At 70.9% G+C, this 18148-nt stretch carries 16 protein-coding genes and 1 pseudogene; 1 reads left to right on the forward strand and 16 read right to left on the reverse strand.

Features of this window, described 5'->3' with window-relative positions; translation table 11 throughout:
• The 14 genes and pseudogenes from G3I40_RS10185 to pyrR all read right to left on the reverse strand — a co-directional run.
• Window positions 1-548 (reverse strand): annotated as a pseudogene (locus tag G3I40_RS10185) (primosome assembly protein PriA); the annotation flags it as partial.
• Window positions 549-654: 106 nt separating this feature from the next.
• Entirely contained in the window at window positions 655-1863 is a 1209-nt protein-coding gene (gene metK, locus G3I40_RS10190; RefSeq protein ID WP_164301833.1) for a methionine adenosyltransferase, read from the reverse strand.
• A 289-nt stretch (window positions 1864-2152) separates the two neighbouring features.
• Complete coding sequence (gene coaBC / locus G3I40_RS10195) at window positions 2153-3379, reverse strand: bifunctional phosphopantothenoylcysteine decarboxylase/phosphopantothenate--cysteine ligase CoaBC (RefSeq protein WP_343244880.1); 1227 nt, start codon at window positions 3377-3379, stop codon at window positions 2153-2155.
• A gap of 109 nt (window positions 3380-3488) precedes the next feature.
• Complete coding sequence (rpoZ, locus tag G3I40_RS10200; RefSeq protein ID WP_003970369.1) at window positions 3489-3761, reverse strand: DNA-directed RNA polymerase subunit omega; 273 nt, start codon at window positions 3759-3761, stop codon at window positions 3489-3491.
• 53 nt (window positions 3762-3814) lie between these two features.
• Entirely contained in the window at window positions 3815-4372 is a 558-nt protein-coding gene (gene gmk / locus G3I40_RS10205; protein WP_164301835.1) for a guanylate kinase, read from the reverse strand.
• 61 nt (window positions 4373-4433) lie between these two features.
• Window positions 4434-4757 (reverse strand): integration host factor, encoded by a 324-nt coding sequence (locus G3I40_RS10210; RefSeq protein WP_164301836.1) that lies wholly within the window; start codon window positions 4755-4757, stop codon window positions 4434-4436.
• 275 nt (window positions 4758-5032) lie between these two features.
• On the reverse strand, window positions 5033-5893 hold the full coding sequence (gene pyrF, locus G3I40_RS10215; protein WP_164301837.1) for an orotidine-5'-phosphate decarboxylase: 861 nt from the start codon (window positions 5891-5893) through the stop codon (window positions 5033-5035).
• On the reverse strand, window positions 5890-6999 hold the full coding sequence (locus G3I40_RS10220) for a quinone-dependent dihydroorotate dehydrogenase (protein WP_164301838.1): 1110 nt from the start codon (window positions 6997-6999) through the stop codon (window positions 5890-5892). The genes pyrF and G3I40_RS10220 overlap by 4 nt, the downstream gene beginning before the upstream one ends.
• Window positions 7000-7089: 90 nt before the next feature.
• Window positions 7090-10398, reverse strand: a complete 3309-nt coding sequence (gene carB, locus G3I40_RS10225; RefSeq protein WP_164301839.1) for a carbamoyl-phosphate synthase large subunit — start codon at window positions 10396-10398, stop codon at window positions 7090-7092.
• Complete coding sequence (gene carA, locus G3I40_RS10230; protein WP_164301840.1) at window positions 10391-11533, reverse strand: glutamine-hydrolyzing carbamoyl-phosphate synthase small subunit; 1143 nt, start codon at window positions 11531-11533, stop codon at window positions 10391-10393. The genes carB and carA overlap by 8 nt, the downstream gene beginning before the upstream one ends.
• On the reverse strand, window positions 11530-12120 hold the full coding sequence (locus G3I40_RS10235) for a hypothetical protein (RefSeq protein ID WP_164301841.1): 591 nt from the start codon (window positions 12118-12120) through the stop codon (window positions 11530-11532). Before G3I40_RS10235 ends, carA begins: the two co-directional genes overlap by 4 nt.
• Window positions 12117-13403 (reverse strand): dihydroorotase, encoded by a 1287-nt coding sequence (locus G3I40_RS10240; RefSeq protein ID WP_164301842.1) that lies wholly within the window; start codon window positions 13401-13403, stop codon window positions 12117-12119. The genes G3I40_RS10235 and G3I40_RS10240 overlap by 4 nt, the downstream gene beginning before the upstream one ends.
• A gap of 4 nt (window positions 13404-13407) precedes the next feature.
• Window positions 13408-14385, reverse strand: a complete 978-nt coding sequence (locus tag G3I40_RS10245) for an aspartate carbamoyltransferase catalytic subunit (RefSeq protein WP_164301843.1) — start codon at window positions 14383-14385, stop codon at window positions 13408-13410.
• 102 nt (window positions 14386-14487) lie between these two features.
• Complete coding sequence (gene pyrR, locus G3I40_RS10250) at window positions 14488-15060, reverse strand: bifunctional pyr operon transcriptional regulator/uracil phosphoribosyltransferase PyrR (RefSeq protein WP_164301847.1); 573 nt, start codon at window positions 15058-15060, stop codon at window positions 14488-14490.
• A gap of 258 nt (window positions 15061-15318) precedes the next feature.
• Here pyrR and bldD point away from each other — a divergent pair, with 258 nt between their 5' ends.
• Window positions 15319-15819 carry a transcriptional regulator BldD gene (gene bldD / locus G3I40_RS10255; RefSeq protein ID WP_164301844.1) on the forward strand — a complete coding sequence of 167 codons (501 nt, stop codon included), beginning with the start codon at window positions 15319-15321 and terminating at the stop codon, window positions 15817-15819.
• A 212-nt stretch (window positions 15820-16031) separates the two neighbouring features.
• On the opposite strand, the gene G3I40_RS10260 is transcribed toward bldD, so the two are convergent.
• Together G3I40_RS10260 and G3I40_RS10265 are read right to left on the reverse strand one after the other, a co-directional pair.
• Complete coding sequence (locus G3I40_RS10260; RefSeq protein WP_164301845.1) at window positions 16032-17474, reverse strand: aminotransferase class V-fold PLP-dependent enzyme; 1443 nt, start codon at window positions 17472-17474, stop codon at window positions 16032-16034.
• Window positions 17471-18148: MFS transporter (locus tag G3I40_RS10265; RefSeq protein ID WP_164301846.1), on the reverse strand; the 678-nt coding region annotated here is incomplete at its 5' end. The genes G3I40_RS10265 and G3I40_RS10260, both read right to left, overlap by 4 nt.

The raw sequence follows: 18148 nt of genomic DNA on the forward strand, positions 1-18148 counted from the left end.
GCCGGAGCCGCGGGCGGCGCCGGGAATTGCTTGGCCTCGGCCTTCGCGTGCCGCGGTGGAACGGCGAGCTGCAGCACGTCCGCGAGGCTGCCCGCGTACCGGTCGGCCACGGCCCGGGTCAGCCCCAACAGGTCGGCGCCGAGCACCGGTTCGGGCGACAGCACCTGGGCGAGCGCGGCCAACGGCCCTTGGTACTCGGCCTCGGCGACCCGCTCCACCAGGAACCCGTCGATGAGGCCGCCGCCTTCGCGCCGCCCGTCGCGCACGTTCCTGCTGCCGGCCCCGAACCGCACCCGCACCCGCACCCCCGGCTGGGCAACAGCGTCCAGCTCCTCCGGAATCGCGTACTCGAAGTACCGGTCGAGATGCAGCACTCCCTTGTCGACGAGCACCCGCGCCACCGGCAGCTCCTGGGCGAGCGCCGCTCCCCGCCACGTCCGCGGCTTGGCCTTCGGCGCCTTCGCCTTGCGCACGCTCTCCCGAAGAAGCGCAAGCTGCTCCGGCTCGCCGCCGGCGGGCTGCTCGGGGGTGTCGTTGTCGCTGCTCACAGGTGCATTCCTACCAGAGGGGACTGACAGTCGAAGGCGCCCGGAAAACGCGGAGGCCCGGCCCTCCCGAAGGAGAGCCGGGCCCCACGAGCGTCGCTGTCGGGACCTACAGACCCGCAGCCTTGCGCAGTGCGTCCACGCGGTCGGTCCTCTCCCAGGTGAAGTCGGGCAGCGCGCGCCCGAAGTGGCCGTAGGCGGCCGTCTGGGAGTAGATCGGGCGGAGCAGGTCGAGGTCGCGGATGATCGCGGCCGGGCGCAGGTCGAAGACCTCGCTGATCGCGGCCTCGATCTTGTCGGTGTCGACCGTCGCCGTGCCGAAGGTCTCGACGAACAGACCCACCGGCTCGGCCTTGCCGATCGCGTATGCGACCTGGACCTCGCAGCGCGCCGCCAGGCCCGCGGCGACGACGTTCTTGGCGACCCAGCGCATCGCGTACGCGGCCGAACGGTCGACCTTGGACGGGTCCTTGCCGGAGAAGGCGCCGCCGCCGTGGCGGGCGTAGCCGCCGTACGTGTCGATGATGATCTTGCGGCCGGTCAGGCCGGCGTCGCCCATCGGGCCGCCGATCTCGAAGCGACCGGTCGGGTTGACCAGGAGGCGGTAGCCCTCGGTCTCCAGCTTGATGCCGTCCTCGAGGAGAGCCTTCAGCTCCGGCTCGACGACGAACTCGCGGATGTCCGGGGCGAGCAGCGAGTCCAGGTCGATGTCCGACGCGTGCTGCGAGGAGACCACGACGGTGTCGAGGCGGACGGCCTTGTCGCCGTCGTACTCGATGGTGACCTGGGTCTTGCCGTCCGGGCGGAGGTAAGGGATCGTGCCGTTCTTGCGGACCTCGGACAGACGCCGCGACAGACGGTGCGCGAGGTGGATCGGGAGCGGCATGAGCTCCGGCGTCTCGTCGCACGCGTAGCCGAACATCAGGCCCTGGTCGCCCGCGCCCTGCTTGTCGAGCTCGTCCTCGTCGCCCTCGACGCGCTTCTCGTACGCCGTGTCGACGCCCTGCGCGATGTCCGGGGACTGCGAACCGATGGAGACCGAGACGCCGCAGGACGCGCCGTCGAAGCCCTTCTTGGACGAGTCGTAGCCGATCTCGAGGATCTTGTCGCGCACGAGCTGCGCGATCGGCGCGTACGCCTTCGTGGTCACCTCACCGGCCACGTGCACGAGGCCCGTGGTGATCAGCGTCTCGACGGCGACGCGGGACTTGGGGTCCTCGCGCAGCAGCGCGTCGAGAATGGTGTCGCTGATCTGGTCAGCGATCTTGTCGGGGTGGCCCTCGGTGACGGACTCCGAGGTGAACAGGCGACGGGACACAACGCTCCCTGTGGTTGCAGCGGCTGCTGGCTGATCATTGACGGACGGGACGGGGGCTGCGCCCGGCGTCGTCCGAGAACAGTTTATCGGTCGTGCTCGGTCGCCGGACCATGCGTCTCGCCACTTGGGAGCGCTGTGACCTGCGACACCGCATTCTGCGGTACGACGATCGGTCTTCGGAAGGGGCTGGGACGTCCGAAATTCCCGCGCTTGTGGGGTTTCGGGGCACCCGAAGAGGCGAACGCGGCTTTTCACTCCCCCGAGGGTTCGGTCCGCATTGGCCGAATCTTCACCCGGCGTTGACAGTCGGGCCGACGCGTCGGACGACCTCGTCCCAGATCCGGTCGGCGAGCGCTTCCTTCGGGCCGTACGGGACCGGCGACTCGCTGCCGTCGGCGCCCAGGATCACGGCCTCGTTCTCCTCGGAGCCGAAGGTCTTGCGCTCCCCGACCTCGTTGACGACGAGCAGGTCGCAGCCCTTGCGGGCGAGTTTGGCGCGGCCGTTGGCGAGGACGTCGTCGGTCTCCGCGGCGAAGCCGACGACCACCTGGCCCAGGCGCGGCCGGTCCGCGGACAGTTCCGCCAGGATGTCCGGGTTGCGCACCAGCGCGACCGGCGCGGGCTCCTGCCCGTCCTTCTTCTTGATCTTGCCGGTCGCGTACGTCTCGGGGCGGAAGTCGGCCACGGCCGCCGCCATCACGACCGCGTCGGCGTCCGCGGCCGCCTTGAGGGCGGCCTCCCGCAATTGCACGGCGGTGCCCACGCGGACGACGTCGACGCCTGCCGGATCGGGCAGGGCCGCGTTCGCCGACAGCAGCGTGACCCGCGCACCCCGGGCGGCGGCGGTACGGGCCAGCGCGTAGCCCTGCTTGCCGGAGGAGCGGTTGCCGAGGAAGCGGACCGGGTCGAGCGGTTCGCGGGTGCCGCCTGCGCTGACGACGACGTGCTTGCCGGCCAGGTCGGGCGCGGCGGCAGCGGCGCCGCGCGCCAGTACGCGACGTACGTACTCGAAGATCTCGGCCGGGTCGGGGAAGCGCCCCTTGCCGGTGTCGACGCCCGTCAGCCGGCCGACCGCGGGCTCGATGACGAGGGCGCCGCGGCGGCGCAGCGTGGCGACATTCTCCTGCGTGGCCGGGTGCTCCCACATCTCGGTGTGCATGGCGGGCGCGAAGACGACCGGACAGCGGGCCGTGAGCAGGGTGTTCGTGAGGAGGTCGTCGGCGAGGCCGTGGGCGGCCTTGGCGAGCATGTCGGCGGTGGCCGGAGCGACGACCACGACGTCCGCGTGCTGGCCGATGCGGACGTGCGGGACCTCGTGGACGGAGTCCCAGACCTCGGTGGAGACCGGGTTGCCGGACAGCGCCGACCAGGTCGCGGCGCCCACGAAGTGCAGCGCGGCGTCGGTGGGGACGACGCGTACGTCGTGGCCCGACTCGGTCAGCCGCCGCAGCAGTTCGCACGCCTTGTAGGCCGCGATCCCGCCGCTGACCCCCAGAACGACCTTCGGCTTGTCCACCGCATCCACCGTCCGTGCCTCCCCGCACTCGTGTCCGTACGACTCCATGACACACCACAGGCCCGGCAGCAGCACTGCCGGGCCTGTGGTGACGTACAGAAACCGCGTGTTACTGCGCGGGGCCCTCGATGGCCTCCGACGTCAGCAGACCGGCGTTGATCTCACGAAGCGCGATCGAGAGCGGCTTCTCGTGGACGTGCGTGTCCACCAGCGGGCCGACGTACTCGAGCAGGCCTTCACCGAGCTGCGAGTAGTACGCGTTGATCTGACGCGCGCGCTTGGCGGCGTAGATGACCAGACTGTACTTCGAGTCGGTGGCTTCGAGCAGCTCATCAATCGGCGGGTTGATGATGCCCTCGGGCGTGGTGATGGAAGAGGACACTCTCTGCCTTCCGATGGGGGCCGGAACCTGGGGGGTCCCGACTGGGGTAAAGATCAAAGAACCTTCATCAAGGCTAGCAGCTCGCGCGCCACGTCCTCGACGGAGGTGTTGACCAGGGTGGTGTCGAACTCCGCCTCGGCGGCCAGCTCCACCTTGGCGGCCTCGAGCCGGCGCTCGATGACCTCCGGGGCCTCGGTGCCGCGCCCGGTGAGCCGGCGGACCAGCTCCTCCCAGCTCGGCGGGGCCAGGAAGACCAGCTGCGCCTCGGGCATCGACTCGCGCACGAGCCGCGCGCCCTGCAGATCGATCTCGAGGAGCACCGGCTCGCCCGCCTCCAGGCGCTCGAGCACGGCGCGGCGAGGGGTGCCGTAGCGGTTCCCCGCGAACTCGGCCCACTCAAGGAGCTCGCCATTGGCGATCAGCTTGTCCATCTCCTCATCGGTGACGAAGAAGTACTGGACCCCGTGCTTCTCGCCGGGGCGCGGCTTGCGGGTCGTCGCCGACACCGAGAGCCAGACCTCGGGGTGTTCCTTGCGCATATGAGCGACGACCGTGCTCTTGCCGACTCCAGAGGGGCCGGAGAGCACGGTCAGCCGCGGACGTTCACTCATGCAGCGATTATTCCAGTTGTTCCGGAGTGCCCGGACCAGCCCTCGGGCCGGCCAGTGGCACTCAGGCTCCGGTGCTGCCGAACTCGCGCTCCAGGGAGGCGATCTGGTTGGAACCGAGACCGCGCACCCGGCGGGATTCGGAGATCCCGAGACGCTCCATGAGCTGCTTGGCGCGGACCTTGCCCACGCCCGGCAGGGACTCGAGGAGGGCGGAGACCTTCATCTTTCCGATGACGTCGTTCTCCTGACCCTGCTTGATGACCTCATGGAGAGAGGCACCGGAGTGCTTGAGTCGATTCTTGACCTCGGCCCGCTCCCGGCGAGCCGCGGCGGCCTTTTCGAGCGCGGCTGCGCGCTGTTCAGGGGTAAGGGGCGGAAGAGCCACGCCTACGTCACCTCGGATGTCGAACTGTCGGATACGGACCGGTGAGGAACCTAATCGCCCCACACCTGGGGAGCAAAGAGCAACGCGGTTGCCTGCGTTCGCCCGTTCGCTCTCGACGGAGACTAGCGGGCAAGGCCGCCCGAGTCAGCGAGAACAGAGGAAAAGTCCTGGTCAGCCTCGCTCAGGACGTACATTTCCGGCAAAACGACCGTTAAATCGGTCAGGATTCGGACGCGGGGCCCAAGGTCGGCACGGAGTGCCACCCCTGGACACCGTCATTTCGCGTCCGTGTCCGCGCCGGCGACCGCCTCACGCACCTCGTCCGCGAACCGGACGGCCGCGTCCCGCAGCGCGCTCGCGGACGGCCCCGCCTTGAGGACCCCACGGCTCACATTCGGTACGACGTTGCGCACGGCCGCGCCGAACACCGCCGGGAGATCGGCGGCCGTGGCGCCCTGGGCGCCGATGCCGGGCGCGAGGAGCGGGCCGTTGATGTCGAGCGCGTACGAGGACAGGTCCCCGAGCGTCGCGCCGACGACCGCGCCGAAGGAACCCATCGGGCTCTCCCCCGCGTTCTCCTCGGCGAGGTGGCCGAGCATCGTCGCGCCGACGTTGCGGCCGTCCGCCCGCACGGCGTGCTGCACCTCGCCGCCCTCGGGGTTGGAGGTGAGCGCGAGGACGAAGAGCCCCGCGCCGGTCTCGCGCGCGAGGTCGACGGCCGGCTTCAGCGAGCCGTAGCCGAGGTACGGGGACACCGTCAGGGCGTCCGAGAACAGCGGCGCGTCCTTGTGCAGGAAGGTCTGCGCGTACGCGGCCATGGTGGAGCCGATGTCGCCGCGCTTGGCGTCCATGACGACGAGGGTGCCCGCGGCGCGCAGGTCGGCGACCGCCCGCTCCAGGACGGCGACGCCGCGCGAGCCGAACCGCTCGAAGAAGGCCATCTGCGGCTTGACCACGGCGACGGTGTCCGCGAAGGCCTCGACCGCCGTGCGCGTGAAGGTCTCCAGGCCGGCGACGTCGTCGTTCAGGCCCCAGGAGGAGAGCAGGGCGGCGTGCGGGTCGATCCCGACGCACAGCGGGCCGCGCTCGTCCATGACGCGGCGCAGACGGGCACCGAAGGGTTCGAGGACACTCATGCGGCGTTGGCCTTCTTCCTGACATCGGCGCCGATCGCGTCGGCGAGGGTGACGTGCGGGCTCGTACGGAGGCGGGCGGCGAGCCCCTTGTGGATCGCGCGGGCGTAGAACGGGCCCTCGTAGATGAAGGCCGAGTAGCCCTGGATGAGCGTGGCGCCGGCGAGGATGCGCTGCCAGGCGTCCTCGGCGTTCTCGATGCCGCCGACGCCCACGAGGGTGATCCGGTCCCCCACGCGCGCGTAGAGGCGCCTGAGGACCTCCAGGGAGCGCTCCTTGAGGGGTGCCCCGGACAGGCCGCCGGTCTCGTTGACGAGCGCGCCCTTGGTGGTGAGGCCTTCGCGGGAGATCGTGGTGTTCGTGGCGATGATGCCGTCGAGGCCGAGTTCCACGGCCAGGTCCGCGACCGCGTCGACGTCCTCGTCCGCGAGGTCGGGCGCGATCTTCACCAGGAGCGGGACGCGGCGGGCGCGCACGGTGCGGTCGGCGGCCTCGCGCACGGCGGTGAGCAGCGGGCGCAGCGCCTCCGTGGCCTGGAGGTTGCGCAGGCCCGGCGTGTTCGGCGAGGAGACGTTCACGACCAGGTAGTCGGCGAAGGCGGCGAGGCGCTCGGTGGACTTCACGTAGTCGGCGACGGCCTCCGCCTCCGGGACGACCTTCGTCTTGCCGATGTTCACGCCGACCGTGGTCCTGACGACCGGGTTGCGCGAGGCGAGACGGGCGGCGACGGCCAGCGAGCCCTCGTTGTTGAAGCCCATGCGGTTGATGAGCGCGCGGTCCGGCACGAGCCGGAAGAGGCGCTTCTTGGGGTTGCCGGGCTGCGGCTCGCCGGTGACGGTGCCGATCTCGATGTGGTCGAACCCGAGCATCGCCATGCCGTCGATCGCGATGGCGTTCTTGTCGAAGCCGGCGGCGAGGCCGAAGGGACCGTGCATACGGAGACCGAGGGCTTCGGTACGCAGTTCCTTGTAGCGCGGCGCGAGAGCGGCCGCTACGAAGGTGCGCAGGACCGGGGTGCGGGCCGCGAGGCGGATCCAGCGGAAGGCCAGGTAGTGGGCCTTTTCGGGGTCCATGCGCTTGAAGACGAGGCGGAAGAACAGCTTGTACATGGCTCAGGTCCTAGGGGTGTGCAGGAGGCGGGGGCTCATGCGGGGCTCATGAAGAGGGGGACACCGCTTTCGGTGTCCCCCTCTTGGCTGCTAGTCGCGGGCCGCGGTCAGGTGTTCCGCGTGTTCCTGCAGTGAACGGACGCCCACGTCGCCGTGGTTGAGGGCGTCGATGCCCTGGACGGCGGCCGCGAGGGCCTGGACCGTGGTCAGGCAGGGCACGGAGCGGGCGACCGCCGCCGTGCGGATCTCGTAGCCGTCGAGGCGGCCGCCGGTGCCGTACGGGGTGTTGACGATCAGGTCGACGTCACCGTCGTGGATGAGCTGGACGATCGTCTTCTCGCCGTTCGGGCCCTCGCCCTCGGACTGCTTGCGCACGATGGTGGCGTTGATGCCGTTGCGCTTGAGGACCTCGGCCGTGCCGGAGGTGGCCATCAGCTCGAAGCCGTGGGCGACCAGCTCGCGCGCCGGGAAGATCATCGAGCGCTTGTCCCGGTTGGCGACCGAGATGAAGGCGCGGCCCTTGGTCGGCAGCGGCCCGTACGCGCCCGCCTGCGACTTGGCGTACGCCGTGCCGAAGACGGAGTCGATGCCCATGACCTCGCCGGTGGAGCGCATCTCCGGGCCGAGGACGGTGTCGACGCCGCGGCCGTGGATGTCGCGGAAGCGCGACCACGGCATGACGGCCTCCTTGACGGAGATCGGCGCGTCCAGCGGCAGCGTGCCGCCGTCGCCGGTCTTCGGGAGCAGGCCCTCGGCGCGCAGTTCGGCGACGGTGGCGCCCAGCGAGATGCGGGCGGCGGCCTTGGCGAGCGGCACCGCGGTCGCCTTCGAGGTGAAGGGGACGGTGCGCGAGGCGCGCGGGTTGGCCTCCAGGACGTAGAGGATGTCACCGGCCATCGCGAACTGGATGTTGATGAGTCCGCGGACGCCGACGCCCTTGGCGATGGCCTCGGTCGAGGCGCGCAGGCGCTTGATGTCGAAGCCGCCGAGCGTGATCGGGGGCAGGGCGCACGCCGAGTCGCCGGAGTGGATGCCGGCCTCCTCGATGTGCTCCATGACGCCGCCGAGGTAGAGCTCCTTGCCGTCGTAGAGCGCGTCCACATCGATCTCGATGGCGTCGTCCAGGAAGCGGTCCACCAGGACGGGCCGGGACGGGCTGATCTCGGTCGACTCCTCGATGTACGAGGACAGGCGGGTCTCGTCGTAGACGATCTCCATGCCGCGGCCGCCGAGCACGTACGAGGGGCGCACGAGGACCGGGTAGCCGATCTCGTCGGCGATGGCCTTCGCTTCCGCGAACGTGGTGGCGGTGCCGTGCTTCGGGGCCGGGAGACCGGCCTCGGCGAGCACCCGGCCGAAGGCGCCGCGGTCCTCGGCGGCGTGGATCGCCTCCGGGGACGTGCCGACGACGGGCACGCCGTTGTCCTTGAGCGCCTGCGCGAGGCCCAGCGGGGTCTGCCCGCCGAGCTGCACGACGACGCCCGCGATCGGGCCCGCGAGGGACTCCGCGTGCACGATCTCCAGCACGTCTTCCAGCGTCAGCGGCTCGAAGTACAGGCGGTCGGAGGTGTCGTAGTCCGTGGAGACGGTCTCCGGGTTGCAGTTGACCATCACGGTCTCGTAGCCCGCGTCGCTGAGCGCGAAGGAGGCGTGGACGCAGGAGTAGTCGAACTCGATGCCCTGGCCGATGCGGTTCGGGCCGGAGCCCAGGATGATCACCGCGGGCTTGGTGCGCTGCGCGACCTCGGACTCCTCGTCGTACGAGGAGTAGAAGTACGGCGTCTTGGCGGCGAACTCGGCGGCGCAGGTGTCGACCGTCTTGTAGACCGGGCGCACCCCGAGGGCGTGCCGGACCTCGCGGACGACGTCCTCGCGCAGGCCGCGGATCTCGGCGATCTGGTGGTCGGAGAAGCCGTGCCGCTTGGCCTCGGCGAGCAGCTCGGTGTCGAGCCGCTCGGCGGCCGCCAGCTCGTCGGCGACCTCCTTGATCAGGAACAGCTGGTCCACGAACCAGGGGTCGATCTTCGTGTAGTCGAAGACCTCCTCGGGCGTGGCGCCGGCCCGGATCGCCTCCATGACGGTGTTGATCCGGCCGTCGGTCGGGCGCACGGCCTCTTCGAGGAGAGCGGTCTTGTCGCCGACCGGGCCCACGAAGGTGAACTGGCTGCCCTTCTTCTCCAGGGAGCGCAGCGCCTTCTGGAAGGCCTCGGTGAAGTTGCGGCCGATGGCCATGGCCTCGCCGACCGACTTCATGGTCGTGGTGAGGGTGGAGTCGGCGCTCGGGAACTTCTCGAAGGCGAAGCGCGGGGCCTTCACGACGACGTAGTCGAGCGTCGGCTCGAAGGAGGCCGGCGTCTTCTCGGTGATGTCGTTCGGGATCTCGTCGAGCGTGTAGCCGACGGCCAGCTTGGCGGCGATCTTCGCGATCGGGAAGCCCGTGGCCTTGGAGGCCAGGGCGGAGGAGCGCGAGACGCGGGGGTTCATCTCGATGACGATGATGCGGCCGTCGTCGGGGTTCACCGCGAACTGGATGTTGCAGCCGCCGGTGTCGACGCCGACCTCGCGGATGATCGCGATGCCGATGTCGCGCAGCCGCTGGTACTCGCGGTCGGTGAGCGTCATCGACGGGGCGACGGTGATCGAGTCGCCGGTGTGCACGCCCATCGGGTCGAAGTTCTCGATGGAGCAGACGACCACGACGTTGTCGTTCTTGTCGCGCATCAGCTCCAGCTCGTACTCCTTCCAGCCGAGGATGGACTCCTCCAGGAGCACCTCGGTGGTCGGGGAGAGCGTCAGGCCCTGGCCGGCGATGCGGCGCAGCTCCTCCTCGTCGTGCGCGAAGCCGGAGCCGGCGCCGCCCATGGTGAAGGAGGGGCGGACGACGACGGGGTAGCCGCCGAGGGTATCGACGCCCTTGAGGACGTCGTCCATGGAGTGGCAGATGACCGAGCGGGCGGACTCGCCGTGCCCGATCTTCTTGCGGACCTCTTCGACGACGCCCTTGAAGAGGTCGCGGTCCTCGCCCTTGTTGATCGCCTCGACGTTGGCGCCGATGAGCTCGACGCCGTACTTGTCGAGGACGCCCTGCTCGTGCATGGAGATCGCGGTGTTGAGTGCGGTCTGGCCGCCGAGGGTGGGCAGGAGCGCGTCGGGGCGCTCCTTCGCGATGATCTTCTCGACGAACTCGGGGGTGATCGGCTCGACGTACGTGGCGTCGGCGATCTCCGGGTCGGTCATGATCGTCGCCGGGTTCGAGTTGACGAGGATGACCCGCAGGCCCTCGGCGCGCAGGATGCGGCACGCCTGGGTGCCGGAGTAGTCGAACTCGGCGGCCTGGCCGATGACGATCGGGCCGGAGCCGATGACCAGGACGGACTGGATATCGGAGCGCTTAGGCACGCTGGCCCTCCATCAGAGAAACGAAGCGGTCGAACAGGTAGGCGGCGTCGTGCGGACCGGCGGCCGCCTCCGGGTGGTACTGGACGGAGAACGCCGGCTGGTCGAGCAGCTGGAGGCCCTCGACGACCTGGTCGTTCAGGCAGACGTGGGAGACCTCGGCGCGGCCGAAGGGGGTCTCGCTCACCTTGTCGAGGGGCGCGTCGACGGCGAAGCCGTGATTGTGCGCGGTGACCTCGACCTTGCCGGTGGTGCGGTCCTGCACCGGCTGGTTGATGCCGCGGTGGCCGTACTTCAGCTTGTACGTGCCGAAGCCGAGGGCACGGCCGAGGATCTGGTTGCCGAAGCAGATGCCGAACAGCGGCGTCCTGCGCTCCAGGACGGCGGTCATCAGCGCGACCGGGCCCTCGGCGGTGGCGGGGTCGCCCGGGCCGTTGGAGAAGAAGACGCCGTCGAGAGCGACGGCGTAGACGTCCTCGACCGTCGCCGTGGCGGGCAGCACGTGGACCTCGATGCCGCGCTCGGCCATGCGGTGCGGGGTCATGCCCTTGATGCCGAGGTCGATCGCGGCGACGGTGAAGCGCTTGGTGCCGACCGCCGGGACGACGTAGGTCTCCTTGGTGGCGACCTCCTCGTACAGGCTCAGGCCCTTCATGGCGGGCTGCGCCTGGACCTTCTGGACCAGCTCGGTGTCGGCCGGCAGCGTCTCGCCGGAGAAGATGCCGGAGCGCATGGAGCCGCGCTCGCGCAGGTGGCGGGTGAGCGCGCGGGTGTCGATGCCGCTGATGCCGACGATGTCCTGGGCGACCAGCTCGTCGTCGAGGGAGCGCTGTGCGCGCCAGTTCGACGGGATGCGGGCGGGGTCGCGCACGACGTAGCCGGAGACCCAGATGCGGCTCGACTCGTCGTCCTCGTCGTTCCAGCCGGTGTTGCCGATCTGCGGCGCGGTGGCGACCACGATCTGACGGTCGTACGACGGGTCGGTGAGGGTCTCCTGGTAGCCGGTCATGCCGGTGGAGAACACGGCCTCGCCGAACGTCTCCCCCACGGCCCCGTAGGCGCGACCGCGGAACACCCGGCCGTCCTCCAGGACGAGTACGGCGGGAACCTTCGCGGTTCCCCTGGTGGAGGTGGTCATCGTGCGGCGCCTTCCGTCGTGTCCGTCTGTGTGGTCGTGGTCTTCGGGTCGGTCATGTCGTTGAGGGCGGTGACCCAGTCCGCCTGCTCGGCGGCCCGGTCCGAGCGGAACCCGGAGTCGATCAGCTTGTCGCCGAGCGCCCAGGTGACGATCAGCAGACCGCCTTCCGTCAGGACCTTGCCGGCGATGCCCTTGTCCAGCCGGGCCCCGCGCAGCGCCTGTGCCGGGACGAAGAAGTCCGCCGCCCCGGGGCGTACGACGTCGAGACCGGCGTCCGTCAGGGTCAGCTCCACGCGGCTGCGGGTGCCGAGGCCGTGCGCCACGATGCGGTCGAGCCACTGCCCGGCGGTGGTGGAGCCGTGGTACCGGCCGCTCAGCTCAAGTTTCGCCGCGCCCCGCTCGGACGGCGCGCTGGGCAGCTCGGGCAGGCCGCCCTGCAGGGTGCCCCGCCACTTCCAGCCCTGGCGCATCAGCCAGTACACGAGCGTGATGAAGAGCAGCAGTCCGACGATCCAGCCGATCCGGTCGGGCCAGTCCGTCACGTCCGCCGACTTCTGATCGGCAGCGAGGTACAGCAGTGGAGTCACGCGAGCTTCCCGTCGGCGAGGGTGGCCTTGCCCCGCAGCCAGGTGTGGGTGACGCGCCCCGGCAGCTCACGGCCCTCGTACGGGGTGTTGCGGCTGCGGGAGGCGAAGCCCGCGGGGTCAACGGCTCCACGGTAGTCGGCGTCGACCAGGACGAGGTTCGCGGGCTCACCAGCCGAGACGGGACGTCCGTGGCCGGCTGCCTGCCCGATCTCGGCGGGCTTGACGGACATGCGCTCGGCGACGCCCGCCCAGTCGAGCAGGCCCGTCTCGACCATCGTCTGCTGGACCACGCTCAGCGCGGTCTCCAGGCCCACCATGCCCATGGCGGCCGCGGCCCACTCGCAGTCCTTGTCCTCGTGCGGGTGCGGGGCGTGGTCGGTGGCGACGATGTCGATCGTGCCGTCGGCGAGCGCCTCGCGCAGCGCCATGACGTCCTTCTCGGTGCGCAGCGGCGGGTTGACCTTGTAGACCGGGTTGTACGAGCGCACGAGCTCGTCGGTGAGGAGCAGGTGGTGCGGGGTCACCTCGGCGGTCACGTCGATGCCGCGGGACTTGGCCCAGCGCACGATCTCGACGGACCCGGCCGTGGACAGGTGGCAGATGTGCACGCGCGAGCCGACGTGCTCGGCGAGCAGCACGTCGCGGGCGATGATCGACTCCTCGGCGACGGCCGGCCAGCCGCCCAGGCCCAGCTCCGCGGAGACGATGCCCTCGTTCATCTGCGCGCCCTCGGTGAGGCGGGGCTCCTGTGCGTGCTGCGCGACGACGCCGTTGAAGGCCTTCACGTACTCCAGGGCGCGGCGCATGATCACGGCGTCGTGGACGCACTTGCCGTCGTCGGAGAAGACGGTGACGCCGGCGGCCGACTCGTGCATGGCGCCGAGCTCGGCGAGCTTCTGTCCCTCCAGGCCGACGGTGACGGCGCCGATGGGCTGTACGTCGCAGTAGCCGCCCTCCTGGCCGAGCCGGTAGACCTGCTCGACGACGCCGGCGGTGTCGGCGACGGGGAAGGTGTTGGCCATGGCGAACACGGCGGTGTAGCCCCCGGAGGCGGCGGCCTGCGTGCCGGTCAGGACCGTCTCGGAGTCCTCGCGGCCCGGCTCTCGCAGGTGGGTGTGCAGGTCGACGAGGCCCGGCAGGAGCACCTTGCCCTCGGCGTCGACGACCTCGGCGCCCTGCGCGCTCAGGCCCGTGCCCACCTCGGCGATGACGGCGCCGTCGATCAGGACGTCCTGCGGCTCGCCGCCGAGCACCTTCGCACCACGGATCAGGATCTTGCTCATGTTCTTAGTTCCCCTCGGTACGGGTGTGGCTGACGGCGGGCTCGTTGCCGCCGAGCAGCAGGTACAGGACGGCCATGCGCGTGTGGACGCCGTTGGCGACCTGCTCGACGACCGTGCAGCGGTCCGAGTCGGCGACCTCGGCGGAGATCTCCATGCCGCGGACCATCGGGCCGGGGTGCATCACGATGGCGTGCTCGGGCATCTTCGCCATGCGGTCGCCGTCGAGGCCGTAGCGGCGCGAGTACTCGCGCTCGGTCGGGAAGAAGGCCGCGTTCATCCGCTCGCGCTGCACGCGCAGCATCATCACCGCGTCGGACTTGGTGAGCGTGGAGTCGAGGTCGTAGCTGATCTCGCAGGGCCAGGTCTCGACGCCGACGGGCAGCAGGGTGGGCGGGGCGACGAGGGTGACCTCGGCGCCGAGCGTGTGCAGCAGGTCGACGTTCGAGCGGGCGACGCGGCTGTGCAGGACGTCGCCGACGAGCGTGACGCGCTTGCCGTCGAGTCCCTGGCCGATCCCGGCGTCCGCGCCGACCAGGCGGCGGCGCATGGTGAAGGCGTCGAGCAGCGCCTGCGTGGGGTGCTGGTGGGTGCCGTCGCCCGCGTTGATCACGGGGGCGTCGATCCAGCCGGAGGTGGCGAGCCGGTACGGGGCGCCGGAGGCGCTGTGCCGGATGACGACGGCGTCGACGCCCATGGCCTCCAGGGTCTGCGCGGTGTCCTTCAGCGACTCGCCCTTGGAGACGCTGGAGCCCTTGGCGGCGAAGTTGATGACGTCGGCGGACAGGCGCTTCTCGGCGGCCTCGAAGGAGATCCGGGTCCGGGTCGAGTCCTCGAAGAAGAGGTTGCAGATGGTCCGCCCGCGCAGCGCGGGCAGCTTCTTGATGGGCCGGTCGGCGACCCGGGCCATCTCCTCGGCGGTGTCGAGGACCAGGACGGCGTCGTCGCGGGAGAGGTCGGCGGCCGAGATGAGGTGTCGCATCATCTGGGGTGCTCCGTAAGGAAGTTCAGGACGATTCGGGGCATACGGGCGCGCGAGGGCGCACCTGTCCCGCCGTACGTGGCGCACGTACGGCAGGGGAGGTGGCTAGTGCTCGGCTGCCTGGGCGTCCGGCTTGGCACCGAGCAGCACGGCGTCGCGGCCGTCCTCCTCGGCGAGCTGGACCTTGACCGTCTCCCGCAGCGACGTGGGGAGGTTCTTGCCGACGTAGTCGGCGCGGATCGGGAGTTCCCGGTGGCCGCGGTCGACGAGGACCGCGAGCTGAACGGCGCGCGGGCGCCCGATGTCGTTCAGGGCGTCGAGCGCGGCCCGGATGGTGCGGCCGGAGAACAGCACGTCGTCGACGAGGACCACGAGGCGTCCGTCGATGCCCTCGGCGGGGATGTCGGTGCGGGCCAGCGCGCGCGGCGGGTGCATGCGCAGGTCGTCGCGGTACATCGTGATGTCGAGCGAGCCGACGGGGACGGTGCGGCCGGTGACCTCGGCGAGCTTGTCGGCCAGTCGGCGGGCGAGGAAGACGCCGCGGGTGGGAATGCCCAGGAGGACCACGTCCTCGGCGCCCTTGGCGCGCTCGACGATCTCGTGGGCGATGCGGGTCAGTACCCGCGCGATGTCAGGGCCTTCGAGTACGGGCCGGGCATCGGACTTCTGCGTGTCCATGTGCTGCGTGTTCACAACGGCTGGACCCCCTTCTCCGCCTCACGGGACGGACCTTAAAGGACGTCGGAATTGCGCCACTCAGACTACCAGCCCCCGAACATCACCGATCACCCCCCACAAGGTGCGGGAACTGCGAATTCACGAGAAGGTCGGTACGGACCATTCGGCTTGACGCGGCCAAGTAACGCTGCGTAACCTCACAGTGAGTTACCAGCCACGCGGCGCAGCCGCTAAGTGATGCAGTGTCCGGGGAGCTATATGTCCAGCGAATACGCCAAACAGCTCGGGGCCAAACTCCGCGCGATCCGCACCCAGCAGGGCCTTTCCCTCCACGGCGTCGAGGAGAAGTCCCAGGGACGCTGGAAGGCGGTCGTGGTCGGGTCGTACGAGCGCGGTGACCGTGCCGTCACCGTGCAGCGCCTTGCCGAGCTGGCGGACTTCTACGGAGTGCCGGTGCAGGAGCTGCTTCCGGGGACGACCCCGGGCGGCGCCGCCGAGCCCCCGCCGAAGCTGGTCCTGGACCTGGAGCGCCTGGCCCACGTGCCGCCGGAGAAGGCGGGCCCGCTGCAGCGCTACGCCGCCACGATCCAGTCGCAGCGCGGTGACTACAACGGCAAGGTGCTCTCGATCCGCCAGGACGACCTGCGCACCCTTGCCGTCATCTACGACCAGTCGCCCTCGGTCCTCACCGAGCAGCTGATCAGCTGGGGCGTGCTGGACGCGGACGCCCGGCGCGCGGTGGCGCACGAGGACGTCTGAGCCGGATCCCCAGCGCAGAAACGTCACACCCGAGGGGCGGAGCCGACCGGCTCCGCCCCTCGGCGCATGTCCGGCCTCTAGGACCTGTCCTCAGCCTCCCGTCTGCCCCACGACCCACGCCCCCCCCTGGCACGCGCTCTCGCTACACCGGACGCCGCGAGGCCGCGCTTCGGGCGACGACGGGAGTGCGACGACAGGCCCTCGCGGACGGGTCAGACCTGGTACAGCCGCCCGATGACCTCCGGCAGCAGCCGCTCGCTCAGCCGGGGCGGCAGCGCCTGCAGCACGGCGAGCACCGGCGCCATCCGTTCGGGCAGCCCGCCGCCCACCCCCGCGAGGGCCAGCGCCGCCTCGACCTCCTCCGGGGTGAGCGCGTCCGGGTCCAGCGAGGCGGCGGCCTCGACGATCGCCGGATCGACCTGCACGGGCCCGTGCACGCGCGCCCGCGCCACCGCCTTCTCCAGCTCCGCGAGCAGCAGCCGCACCGTCTCCTCGTCCGCCACCGCCGCGGTCACCGTCAGATGCAGGTTGGCCGGGGACGCGCCGAACGCCGGCTGGGGCTGCAGGTACCAGCCGCTCCCCCGGATCTCGTCCGCCACGACGAACACGTCGAGGCCGGGGTCGTCGCAGGCGACGGCCAGCAGCGACGCCTCGGGCGGCGCGAGCAGCCGCAGCCCCTCGATCCGCTCGACACCCTCGGCGAGCGCGCGGGTCGCCCGGTGCACGCGCGTCGACAACGCGGTGTAACCCTCGTCGCCGACGCGCTCGGTCACCGCCCAGGCCGCCGCGAGCGGCCCGGCCGACTTGGTGCCCTGGAGCGTGGAGTTGACCACGGGGTAGCCGGGCCAGGCGGCGTGCGCGAACCAGCCGTGACGGCGCAGCGCGGCGTCCCGGAACAGCAGGAGCGAGGCGCCCTTCGCCGTGTACGCGTACTTGTGGAGGTCCACCGAGAGGGAGGTCACACCGGGTACGGACAGGTCGAAATCCGGTATTTCCGGCGCGTCATGGGCAAAGCACCCCTGTCGCACCGCCTGCCTCAGGTGCCCGAGGTACCAGCCCCCGATGCAGGCGTCGACATGGCAGAGCACCCCGCGCCGCGCCGCCTCGGCCGCCACCTCGGCGACCGGGTCGAGGACGCCGTGCGCGTACGACGGCGCGGAGACGACGACCAGCGCGGTGCGGTCACTGATCGCCGCGGCCACGTCGCAGGGACGCACCTTGAAGGTCGCCGGGTCGACGGGCACGCTCACCACCCGGAGTCCGAAGAGCTCGGCTGCCTTGTGGAACGCGGCGTGCGCCGTCTCCGGCAGGACCAGCTCGGGGTCCGTCACGCCCCGCAGCCGACGGGCGTGCTGACGTGCCGTCAGCACGGCGAGCAGGCAGCTCTCGGTGCCGCCGCTGGTGAAGGTGCCCGCTGCGCCGCCGAGCAGCGTCGTGGCCCGCCGGACCAGGTCGTTCTCCAGCTCCACCACGCTCGGGAACGCCGTCATGTCGAGCCCGTTGACCCCGGCGAACGCGGCCTGCGCGGCGTTCGCCAGGTCCTCCAGGCCCGCGAGTCCGGAGTCGTAGACGTAGGCCATGGTGCGTCCGCCGTGGACCGGCAGATCGTCCGCGCGCAGGGCGGCGAGGCGGGAGAGGATCGGGTCGGACGTCATACGAGCTCCTCGTTGTGCGGGGTGGACCCGGCGCGCAGCCGGGTCAGTTCGGCCTCGGTGAGGCGGTAGCGGGCCAGCAGCGGGAGGCTGAGCAGCAGCAGGACGGCGGGCAGGATGCCGAAACCGACGACGATCGCGGTGAGTGCGGAGTCGGGCTGGGCGACGCGGTGGTCGGCGTCGGACGAGGCGAAGTCGCCGAGCGCGAGCACGAGCCCGAACAGGCCGGGCCCCAGGGCGAGTCCGAGCGTCTCGCCCGCGGTCCACAGCCCGGTGAAGACCCCGGCCCTGCGCCGCCCGCTGGTGTACGCGTCGGCGGCGATGGTGTCGCCGAGCATGGCCATCGGCAGCATCTGCATGCCGGCGTACCCGACCCCGGCCAGCGCGACGGCCGCGTAGATCAGGGCGGTCGGCAGCTCGCGGCCCGTCGCGGCGCCCACGGCCCCCAGCAGGAAGCACAGCGAGGCGGCGAGCGCCGCGTTGCGCTTGCCGGTGCGGCGGCCGACGGCCAGCCACAGCGGCATCGCGAGCAGCGACGGGACGATGAGGCAGGCGAAGAGCAGAGTCGTGGCGCCGGGGCTGTCGAGGATGTACGTCGCGAAGTACTGGGTGCCCGCCAGCATCAGGCCGGTCGCGGCGGCCTGCAGGACGAAGGCGCCGAGCAGCCGGGCGAAGGG

This window comes from Streptomyces sp. SID14478 (genome assembly GCF_010548525.1).
Lineage (GTDB): Bacteria > Actinomycetota > Actinomycetes > Streptomycetales > Streptomycetaceae > Streptomyces.

What these genes read in the sequence shown, in the direction of transcription:
- gmk (WP_164301835.1), bottom strand. Translation starts at nt 4,372, where the DNA reads ATGAGTGAACGTCCGCGGCTGACCGTGCTCTCCGGCCCCTCTGGAGTC.
- pyrF (WP_164301837.1), bottom strand. Translation starts at nt 5,893, where the DNA reads ATGAGTGTCCTCGAACCCTTCGGTGCCCGTCTGCGCCGCGTCATGGAC.
- G3I40_RS10220 (WP_164301838.1), bottom strand. Translation starts at nt 6,999, where the DNA reads ATGTACAAGCTGTTCTTCCGCCTCGTCTTCAAGCGCATGGACCCCGAA.
- carA (WP_164301840.1), bottom strand. Translation starts at nt 11,533, where the DNA reads ATGACCACCTCCACCAGGGGAACCGCGAAGGTTCCCGCCGTACTCGTC.
- G3I40_RS10240 (WP_164301842.1), bottom strand. Translation starts at nt 13,403, where the DNA reads ATGAGCAAGATCCTGATCCGTGGTGCGAAGGTGCTCGGCGGCGAGCCG.
- G3I40_RS10245 (WP_164301843.1), bottom strand. Translation starts at nt 14,385, where the DNA reads ATGATGCGACACCTCATCTCGGCCGCCGACCTCTCCCGCGACGACGCC.
- pyrR (WP_164301847.1), bottom strand. Translation starts at nt 15,060, where the DNA reads ATGGACACGCAGAAGTCCGATGCCCGGCCCGTACTCGAAGGCCCTGAC.
- bldD (WP_164301844.1), top strand. Translation starts at nt 15,319, where the DNA reads ATGTCCAGCGAATACGCCAAACAGCTCGGGGCCAAACTCCGCGCGATC.
- G3I40_RS10260 (WP_164301845.1), bottom strand. Translation starts at nt 17,474, where the DNA reads ATGACGTCCGACCCGATCCTCTCCCGCCTCGCCGCCCTGCGCGCGGAC.